The organism is Phenylobacterium sp., from assembly GCF_024508875.1.
Lineage (GTDB): Bacteria > Pseudomonadota > Alphaproteobacteria > Caulobacterales > Caulobacteraceae > Phenylobacterium.
Map to the genome: position 1 here is coordinate 1 of NZ_JANINU010000087.1, position 8,506 is coordinate 8,506.

Below are 8,506 nucleotides of genomic sequence, written 5' to 3' on the forward strand. Positions count from 1 at the left end.
CGTCGCCGCACAGGAAGACGGCCAGCCTGGCGATGTCCTCCGGCTTGCCCAGCCGGCCAACGGGCGTGTTGGAGATGGCATCGGCTCGGACAGCCGGATCGTCGATCAACGATTTTGTCATGGCCGTCTCGATCACGCCCGGCAGCACAAGGTTCACGCGGATCCGCCAGACGCCCAATTCGGACGCCAGCGACTTGGCCAGCATCCGAACGCCAGCCTTCGACGCGGCATAGGCCCCCAGCAGGTCGCAGATGTGGGTGGCGGCGGTTGAGGCCGTGAACAGAATCGCCCCGCCGCGGCCGGCGTCCCGCATCGCCCGGGCAGCGCCCTGAGCCATCAGGAAGCCGCCGTTCAGGTTGACGTCCACGTGCTTGCGCCACTGGTCGAACGGCGTGTCGATCAATGCGCCGTAGCGGCCGTAGCCCGCGTTCAGGAAAGCCGCGTCCAGTCGCCCGAACCGTTCCTCGATCGCCGCGAACAGGCCTTCGACCGCGCCGGGGTCCGCTTGATCGCAGGCGTGCGCCAGCACGTTGCGACCCGCTTCGCGCAAGACACCCGCGACCGCCTCGAGCGCGTCCCCGCGCCGGTCGGTGATCACGACGTCGGCGTCTTCGCGGGCGAAGGCTGCCGCTGCGGCGGCCCCGATATCGCCCGCCGCGCCCGTGACCAGCGCGACCTTCCCGCCGTAGCCGCCCATTGGACTTCTCCCTCGACCTCATCCCACCGCAGCGCTGGGTTTTTTGCTTGCCGCACGTTGCCGGCGGACCTTAACTTGCATAGAGAGACTGTCAAACCGCCCCGGGGAATCGAGGGCGGGCAGGGGGACTTCCATGCCAGATTTCGTCATCGTGCTGGCGGTGAACGCCGTCGTGATCCTCGGCCTGTTCGTCCTGGCCTGGGCTATCTGCGTGGCCCAGCGCGACGTCACCCCGGTGGACAGCCTCTGGGGCCTCGGCATGGGCGTGGTGGCGATCTCCACCTTCCTGCAGACCGGCGGCGGAACGCAGCGCCGCGTGGTGCTGACGGCCATCTGCGTCGCCTGGGCCGTGCGGCTGGGCGGCTACATGCTGTGGCGGTGGCGCGACCATGGGCCCGACGGCCGCTACGTGCGCATGCTGGACAAGGCGAAGGCCGAGCGGGGCTGGGGCTACGGCTACGCCGCCTTCCGGCTGGTGTTCATGCTGCAGATGCCGCTGCTCTGGCTGGTGTGTCTGCCGGTGCAACTGGGCCAGGTGGACGCCGAGCCCGCCGCCCTGGGCCGCGTCGGGATCGCGGGCGCCGCGCTGGCGATCTTCGGCCTGCTCTTCGAAAGCCTCGCCGATTGGCAGCTCGTGCGCTTCAAGAAGAACCCGGCCAACGCCGGACAGGTCCTGGACAAGGGGCTCTGGCGCTACACCCGCCATCCGAACTATTTCGGCGACGCCTGTGTGTGGTGGGGCCTTTGGCTGGTGGCCGCCGAGACGCACCTTGGGCTCTTCGCCGTCGTCGGACCGATCTATCTCGTCTACACCCTGACCCGTTGGAGCGGCATGCCCACGGTCGAGGGCCGGATGAAGCGTCGCAAGCCCGCGTACGAAGACTACGTCCGGCGGACCTCCGCCTTCATTCCCTGGCCCCCGAAGCCGCCGGAAGCGGCCTGAGCCCGCCGGAGACCTCGATGTCGCTTCCCGCCCATATCGCCGAACGCCTTCGCTTGCCGGCCATCGCCGCGCCCATGTTCCTGGTCAGCGGCGTCGACATGGTCCTGGGCGCCTGCAAGGCCGGGATCATCGGATCGTTCCCGGCCAACAACGCCCGCACGCTGGATGAACTGGACCAGTGGATGGCGACGCTCAATTCGACCCTTCGCGCGGACGATCCGCCGTGGGCGATGAACATCATGGTCCACCGCTCGTACGCCCGCTGGGAAGAAGAGCTGGACCTGGTGCTGAAACACCGCCCGCCGATCGTCATCACGGCGCTGGGCAGTCCGGCCGCCGTGGTCGAGGCGATCCGCGGCTACGGTGGTCTCGTCTTCGCCGACGTGAACTCGCTAACGTTCGCCCAGAAGGCCGCGGCGACCGGAGTCGATGGCCTGATCCTGGTGGCTTCTGGCGCCGGCGGCCACACGGGCCCGATCTCGGGCTTCGCCTTCGCGCCCGCGGTGCGGGAGTGGTTCGACGGAACGCTGGTGCTGGGTGGCGGCATCGGCTCGGGCCGGGCCATCCGAGCGGCCCAGATCCTTGGGGCCGACCTTGCCTACCTCGGCACCCGCCTTATCGCCTGCGAGGAAAGCATGGCGGTTCCAGGCTACAAGCAGATGCTGGTGGAGGCGACGGCGGAGGATATCGTCACGTCCGCGGCGCTTACGGGGATGCCCGCCAACTGGCTGAAGGCCAGCCTGCTGGCGGCCGGCTACGACGCCGAGGGGCTGAAGGCCAAGGCCGAGATCAACCTGGGCCGGCCGGAGGATGCGGCCAAGCGCTGGCGCGACGTCTGGTCGGCGGGCCATGGCGCCGGTCAGGTGAAGGCGATCGAACCGATGGCGGCGATCATCGAAGAAATGGCGGCAGACTACGCCCGGGCCTCCGCGGCGCCCTGAGGCGCGCTTGACAAGGCCGCGGCCATTTTCGAAGGGTCGGCGGGCGTAGTTCGAGGCGACATGGCCGATCTAACACCTACCGAAGCGCCGTCGCCGACCCAGCTTGTCCAGGCCAACTCGGCCACTCGCGCCCTGAACATCCTCGGCGACCGCTGGACGCTGATGATCCTCTACCTGGCGTTCCAGCGCGTGCGCCGGTTCGACGAATTCCAGGGACGCATCGGCCTGGCGCGCAGCCTGCTCATCGACCGCCTGCGCCGGCTGCAGAAGGCCGGCGTGTTCGAGAAGGTGCGCTACCAGGAGCGACCGGTCCGGGAAGAGTACCATCTCACAAAGATGGGCCTCGACCTCTACAGCCTGGCCCTGATGATCATCCGCTGGGAGAAGCGCTGGTTCTACGATCCGAACAACCCCGCCCATCGGTTGATCCACGACGATTGCGGCAAGGCGTTCACGCCGGAGTTCCGCTGCAAGTGCTGCGGCGAGCTGGTGAGCCCACGCGACGTCTATGTGGAGGAGGGGCCCGGCGCCGGGTTCGAGCCTTCGCCGCCGCCAAGGGCCCAGCGGCGGTCGATCGTGCCGGCCGACAGCCTGAACCAGGGCAATCCGATGCTGGACCGCGCCTTCCAGGTGCTGGGCGACCGTTGGACCAGCCACGTGATCGCGTCGGCGTTCCTCGGCCGGCGGCGGTTCAACGATTTCCAGGCCGCCCTAGGGGTGGCGCCCAACATCCTGGCGGACCGGCTGTCGCGCCTCGTGGATATCGGCGTGCTGCGCAAGGAGCTCTACCAGCAGCGGCCCGACCGCTGGGAGTATCGTCTGACCGACGAGGGGCGCGACCTCTACCCGCTGATCGCGGAGCTGAACCGCTGGGGCGACCGTTGGCTGGACGGTGGCAAGGGGCCGCCCCTGATCACCTATCACCGTCCCTGCGGCCATGTGCTGGAGAGCAAAGTCACCTGCGACCAGTGCCACCAGGAGGCGACGGCGTTCAACGTGACGCCCCCGCAGGGCTGAACCTATTTCGCGGCCGGCCGCGAGATCATCTCCCTGACCTCGGCGGTCATCGCGGCTCCGGCCTTCATCTCGGCGCTGATGCGCCCGTCGAAATACTCGCGCCACTCGCTCACCAACTGGCCGCGGAACTCCAGGCTGCCGGCATAGGGGATGGCGACGTGCTGGCCGGTGGCGAGGTCGAACTCGTCGACGCCTTCCATGAACAGGCGGGTCTCATTCTCGGCGTGGTCGAAGATCCGCCACCGGTTGCTGCCCGGCGCGATCATCGCCTTCATCTTCTGGAGCGCCTCGCGCATGGCGGCCTTGCCCCGGATGGCGGGCGCGTAGCCGGAGGAATTGCGCCAGACGATGTCGTCGGTGACATGGGCCAGCACGCCTTCGACGTCCTGCCGCTTCCAGGCGGCGATGATGGCTTCGAGGACGGGATAGAGGCGCGGCATGGCGGGCTCCTTGGCGAGGGCGGGGCTGGCCGCGAGCGCGCCGGCGGCGGCGATGACGAGGCGGCGGTCGAGCGTGATCATTCGGAGGGCCTGTCGAGCAGTTCGAGGACCTGACGGCTGAAGGGCTGGCCGGCCTTCTGAGCGTCCGCGACGCCCAGGTCGACGTAGTCGCGCCAGCCGACGATCAGGTCGCCGTCGAAGTCGAGGACGCCGGCATACGGCGTGGCGACGCGGCGGCCCTCGGGGGTGGTGTAGTCGTCGACGCCCTCGACGAAGAGCCGGTCGCCGGCTTCTGCGTGCGCGAAGATTCGCCAATGGATGCCGTGCATGTCGCCCTGGAAGCGCTGCAGCAGCTTGCGGGCGGCGGCCTTGCCTCGCACCGGGGGCATGGAGCCCACCGCATAGTGCCAGACGATGTCGTCGGCCATGAACGAGAGGACCCGCTCGATGTCCTTGGCCTGCCAGGCCGCGATCACCTTCTGCAGGATCTGGAAACGCGGGGCCATGGAACGCTCTACGAAGAAGACGCCGGGCGGCGGCGCGCGCCGCCCGGCCGGGGAGGCGCCTAGAAGGACGCGGAGAGTTCGACACCGTACGTGCGGGGATTGCCGAACGACGACATCTCTTCCTGGAAGAACGGGATGATGTTGGTCCGATAGACCGTGTTCCCGAGGTTCTTCCCGTAGATCGAGATGCTCCAGGGCTTGTCGGGCAGGGTCAGCGTGACCCGGCCGTCGAGCACGCCGAAGCTGTCTTCCCAGGTGGTGTTCTCCGGCGCCCACGGCATGCGGCCCTGGTAGCGGTAGGCGAGGCGCGCGGAGAGCGCGTCTTCCCACGACCCGACGCTGGTGGTCACCTCGGCCCCGACCGCGCCTTGCCAGCGCGGCGTGCGCTGCATGCGGTTGCCGGAGTTGTCCACGCCGGCGAAGACGAAGCGGTCGTACTCGGCGTGGACGTAGCTGCCGCTGGCCCAGGCGCGCAGCCAGGGCGTCGGCGCCACCTGCAGGTCGGTTTCCAGACCCTTGATGGTCGCGCCCGGCGCATTGCTGATGACATTGCAGAGGCAGGAGGCCAGCGTCTGCTGCACCTGCAGGTCCTTGTACTTCATGTAGAACACCGCGGTGTTCCACCGGACCCGGCGGTCGAGCAGCTCGGTCTTGTAGCCGGCCTCGTAGTTGGTGACCGTCTCCGGATCGTACGGCGTCTGCGCCGCGAAGGCGTTGGACGCGCTGTTCTGGAAGCCGCCGCCCTTGAAGCCCTTGGACACCGTCACGTACGCCATGTTGGCGTCGTTGGGCGTCCAGCGCAGGGTGGCCTGCGGCGTCAGCTCCTTCCACGAGTCTCCGTAGGCCGTGGCGAAGTTGGCGGTGAGCGGGGTCAGCGGGGCGGTGTCGTTCGGGTTCAGCCGGTCGCCGGTGGCGACGATGATGCCCCGCTGGAAGCCGTACTTCTTGTCCTTGGTGTAGCGGGCGCCGACCTCGAGCTTGAGGTCTTCGGTGATCTTGAAGCCCACCTGCGCGAAGGCCGCCAGGTCGCGGTTGTGGCCGTGATCGTCCCAGTGGCTTTCGCCCGACAGCGTCGGCAGCACCGTCGATTCACCCCAGTAGCGGTTGTACTGGTGCACGTTGGACTTCTGGTAGTAGGCGCCGACGATCCAGTCGAAGCGGCTCTCGGTGTTGGTCGAGGCCAAGCGGACTTCCTGCGAGACCTGGTTCATCCCCTCGATGAAGTTCACCGGCTCGGCGAAGAGCAGGGGCGCCGCCACGTTGTAGCCGTTCGCCGGGCCCAGCCCCGTCTGGTCGTACAGCGTGAACGAGTGGTTGTGGCGATAGCCGGTGACGCTGGAGAACCGGATGTTCTCGGTGAGGTCCTTATCGACCTTGGCGATGATGCTGTAGGTCTCGTGGCGGGCGCCCTGGGGCGTCGGGGCCTTGTCACCCTTGAACAGCGGCCAGATCGGCAGGCTCTCGTCACGGTCCAGGCCGCCCGGCCGAAGCGCGGCGATCAGGGCGCGGGTGCCCGACCACGGCGTGAAGCTGGCGGGCAGCGTCTTGCTCTTCAGGCCGACGCGATGGATGCCATCGTTGCTGTCCTTGGCGTAGTCGACGATCAGTTGGGCGCGCAGGTCGCCGCCTTCCGGCTGGTACAGGAGCTGCGCCCGGGCCTGGGTCGAATCCAGGTTCTCCAAGTCGACGTTGTGCAGGATGTCCTTGTAGTAGCCGTCGTGGTTGATGGTCTGGAATGACAGGCGGGCGGCGAGGCCGTCGGCGATCTTGCCCGTCACATAGCCGTTCGTCTGGCGCAGGTCGTAGTTGCCCAGCGTCACCGTCACCTTGCCCGAGCTGTCGAAGCTGGGGGCGTTGCTGACGATGTTCACGGCGCCGCCGGCGACGTTCTTGCCCAGCAGCACGCCTTGAGGGCCACGCACCACCTCGACGCGTGAGATGTCGTAGAACGCGGAGTTCAGGTTACCCGCGCGGCTGACGTAGACGTCGTCCATGAAGGTCGAGACCGACTGGTCGGCTGTGGGCGAGCTCAGACGGGTGTTCACGACGCCGCGGATGTTGATCTCGAACGACTGCGGCGAGTTCGCGGTGAACGAGATGCCGGTCATCGTGTTGGCGAGGTCCTGCAGCGTCAGGACGCGGTCCTTGGCGAGCGTGGCGCCCGTAACGGCCGTGATGGCCAGCGGCGCCGTCTGGACGTTCTCCTCCCGCTTCTGGGCGGTGACGATCAGCTCCTCGAGCTGGGTCCCTGACGTATCCGCGTCGGCGGCGAGGGCCGGCGCGGCGAAGCCCATGCCGGTCATGAGGGCGATCACGGAAGCGGTGTGCTGAAGTCTCACTTGTTGTCTCCCCCTGGGCCCGGCTCAAGCCGTTCGGCCCCTTGTGTTTGTCCGCGGCGCGGAAGCACGTCTGAAACGGGGAGGCGGGGCCGGCGTCGCCTCGGCTCGCGAGCCGAAACGGAAAGCTTGCATAACGCCATCAAGTCTTCGTGGGCTTGCAGCCCGCGCACAGGCGTCACGACATCAGCTTTGCCTGCTCACATCCTCCCGACACTTATTGCTTTTTTGTCGTTGCTACACTCCCGAGCATAAGAGTGCAGCTTGCGTCTCGTCAAGCAAGTCACCTGTTGCGGGCAAGATGCCAGACCGCGTCTGCGGCCTTGCTCCGGCCCTTCCCAAGAAACTTGCAGAAAGGGACTTGCCAGCAGTTCGTACGGTTATGCAAGTTAAATGCGTGCAACACGAAACGAGGGAGGCAAGCCCATGGGCGCGACGCTGAGCGACGAGGGGAAGATCGCGCGTGGCCGGGAGATGGCCGAGGCCTGGCGCGCCATGGACTGGCGCAAGGTCGCCGACATGTTCACGCCCGACGGCGTGCTCCATTCGATGATGGTGGAGCCGGTGGTTGGCCGCGAGGCGGTCTACAAGCGCGTCGCGGGACTCGCCGACGGCCTGGAGCAGATCACGCTCCAGCTCCACCACATCGGCGTCATCGATGGCGTGCTCTTCATGGAGCGAACGGACGAGTTCACGATCCGAGGCCGGGCGGGCTCCGCCCCGGTGGTCGGCGTCCTCGAATTCGAGGGCGACCTGATCAAGACCTGGCGCGAGTACTACGATCGCGCCCACCTGCTGAAGGCCATGGGCCTCGTGGAAGATTTCGACGCGAAGACCCGCTGAGATGGAGACCGAACTGCGCGCGCTGCTCGACAAGCAGGCGATCACCGAGGTGCTCCACCGCTACAGCCGCGCTGTCGATCGGGGCGACGAGGCCCTGTTGCGCGGCTGCTACCACGACGACGCGGTCGAGGATCACGGCGGCGCCTTCCTGGGGCCTGCGTCGGACTACATCGAGGCCATCAAGCCGGCGCTACACAGCGACCGTCTGATGACGCATACGGTCACCAACGTCCTGATCGAACTGACCGGGCCCGATAGCGCGCTAAGCGAGTGCTACTACCTGTCGTTCGCCCGCTACCCGGCCGCCGAGCCACCGTTCGAGACCCTCACGCTGGCGCGAGCCATCGACCGGTTCGAGCGCCGGGGCGGCGTTTGGCGGATCGCGGGCCGCAAGCTGCGCTGGGAGTGGAACCGCGAGCAGCCGATCGCGGAGACCTGGGCGAGGGGTGGGATCGGCGATCCCGCCATCCTCCTCCACGGCGGGAAGAAGCCGAACGATCCGCTCTACGAGTAGCTAGCGGCCGAAGGCGCGCAGCTCGGCGGACCGGGCGGAGTCGATGTACTCGTCGAGGCGGGTGATGACCCCGTTCTCCATCTTCACCACCACGCAGGCGTCCATTGCCCACTTCTTCCCGTCGGGCAGCGTCGCTTCCAGCACGTGCTGCTGCATGAAGCCGTCCGGCAGCGCCTCGCGGCGCAGGACGCGATAGTTCCGGTCGGGCAGAGCCCGGATGAACCAGTCCAGCACCTTCATGTTCTGGTCGACGGTCTGCTCGATCCCGT

The 8,506-nt window shown here is 67.6% G+C and carries 10 protein-coding genes; 5 read left to right on the forward strand and 5 right to left on the reverse strand.

All coding sequences use genetic code 11. From position 1 onward, the window contains the following. On the reverse strand, positions 1-697 hold a 697-nt coding region (locus Q0L11_RS08020; protein WP_296596540.1), incomplete at its 3' end, for an SDR family oxidoreductase. 133 nt (positions 698-830) lie between these two features. Between Q0L11_RS08020 and Q0L11_RS08025 the strand changes: the two genes are divergently transcribed. The 3 genes from Q0L11_RS08025 to Q0L11_RS08035 are packed head-to-tail and all read left to right on the forward strand — an operon-like array spanning position 831 to position 3,598. Further along, positions 831-1,640 (forward strand): DUF1295 domain-containing protein, encoded by an 810-nt coding sequence (locus tag Q0L11_RS08025; protein ID WP_296596542.1) that lies wholly within the window; start codon positions 831-833, stop codon positions 1,638-1,640. Between the two features lie 17 nt (positions 1,641-1,657). Further along, on the forward strand, positions 1,658-2,581 hold the full coding sequence (locus Q0L11_RS08030) for a nitronate monooxygenase (protein WP_296596543.1): 924 nt from the start codon (positions 1,658-1,660) through the stop codon (positions 2,579-2,581). A 60-nt stretch (positions 2,582-2,641) separates the two neighbouring features. Further along, positions 2,642-3,598, forward strand: a complete 957-nt coding sequence (locus Q0L11_RS08035) for a helix-turn-helix domain-containing protein (RefSeq protein ID WP_296596544.1) — start codon at positions 2,642-2,644, stop codon at positions 3,596-3,598. Positions 3,599-3,600: 2 nt separating this feature from the next. Here the strand turns inward: Q0L11_RS08035 and Q0L11_RS08040 are convergent, their stop codons facing one another. From Q0L11_RS08040 to Q0L11_RS08050, 3 genes are read right to left on the reverse strand one after another with little or no spacing between them, the layout of a single operon-like run. Then, the gene (locus Q0L11_RS08040) at positions 3,601-4,119 is read right to left on the reverse strand and encodes a nuclear transport factor 2 family protein (RefSeq protein WP_296596545.1); all 519 of its coding nucleotides are present in this window, start codon (positions 4,117-4,119) and stop codon (positions 3,601-3,603) included. After that, positions 4,116-4,544 carry a nuclear transport factor 2 family protein gene (locus Q0L11_RS08045; protein ID WP_296596546.1) on the reverse strand — a complete coding sequence of 143 codons (429 nt, stop codon included), beginning with the start codon at positions 4,542-4,544 and terminating at the stop codon, positions 4,116-4,118. Before Q0L11_RS08045 ends, Q0L11_RS08040 begins: the two co-directional genes overlap by 4 nt. Positions 4,545-4,603: 59 nt before the next feature. Continuing rightward, positions 4,604-6,883, reverse strand: a complete 2,280-nt coding sequence (locus Q0L11_RS08050; protein WP_296596547.1) for a TonB-dependent receptor — start codon at positions 6,881-6,883, stop codon at positions 4,604-4,606. A 423-nt stretch (positions 6,884-7,306) separates the two neighbouring features. Between Q0L11_RS08050 and Q0L11_RS08055 the strand changes: the two genes are divergently transcribed. Further along, a complete protein-coding gene (locus tag Q0L11_RS08055; RefSeq protein WP_296596548.1) occupies positions 7,307-7,723 on the forward strand; it encodes a nuclear transport factor 2 family protein in 417 nt (138 codons plus the stop codon). Position 7,724: 1 nt separating this feature from the next. Next, positions 7,725-8,237: a nuclear transport factor 2 family protein gene (locus Q0L11_RS08060; protein WP_296596549.1), complete on the forward strand. Its 513-nt coding sequence runs from the start codon at positions 7,725-7,727 to the stop codon at positions 8,235-8,237. On the opposite strand, the gene Q0L11_RS08065 is transcribed toward Q0L11_RS08060, so the two are convergent. Then, positions 8,238-8,506, reverse strand: a 269-nt coding sequence (locus tag Q0L11_RS08065; RefSeq protein ID WP_296596550.1) for a ketosteroid isomerase, incomplete at its 5' end; no start/stop codon positions are given. It abuts the gene before it with no gap.

Excerpts from the sequence above, each read along its gene's own strand:
- Q0L11_RS08025 (WP_296596542.1), top strand. The coding sequence starts at position 831 with ATGCCAGATTTCGTCATCGTGCTGGCGGTGAACGCCGTCGTGATCCTC.
- Q0L11_RS08030 (WP_296596543.1), top strand. The coding sequence starts at position 1,658 with ATGTCGCTTCCCGCCCATATCGCCGAACGCCTTCGCTTGCCGGCCATC.
- Q0L11_RS08035 (WP_296596544.1), top strand. The coding sequence starts at position 2,642 with ATGGCCGATCTAACACCTACCGAAGCGCCGTCGCCGACCCAGCTTGTC.
- Q0L11_RS08040 (WP_296596545.1), bottom strand. The coding sequence starts at position 4,119 with ATGATCACGCTCGACCGCCGCCTCGTCATCGCCGCCGCCGGCGCGCTC.
- Q0L11_RS08045 (WP_296596546.1), bottom strand. The coding sequence starts at position 4,544 with ATGGCCCCGCGTTTCCAGATCCTGCAGAAGGTGATCGCGGCCTGGCAG.
- Q0L11_RS08055 (WP_296596548.1), top strand. The coding sequence starts at position 7,307 with ATGGGCGCGACGCTGAGCGACGAGGGGAAGATCGCGCGTGGCCGGGAG.
- Q0L11_RS08060 (WP_296596549.1), top strand. The coding sequence starts at position 7,725 with ATGGAGACCGAACTGCGCGCGCTGCTCGACAAGCAGGCGATCACCGAG.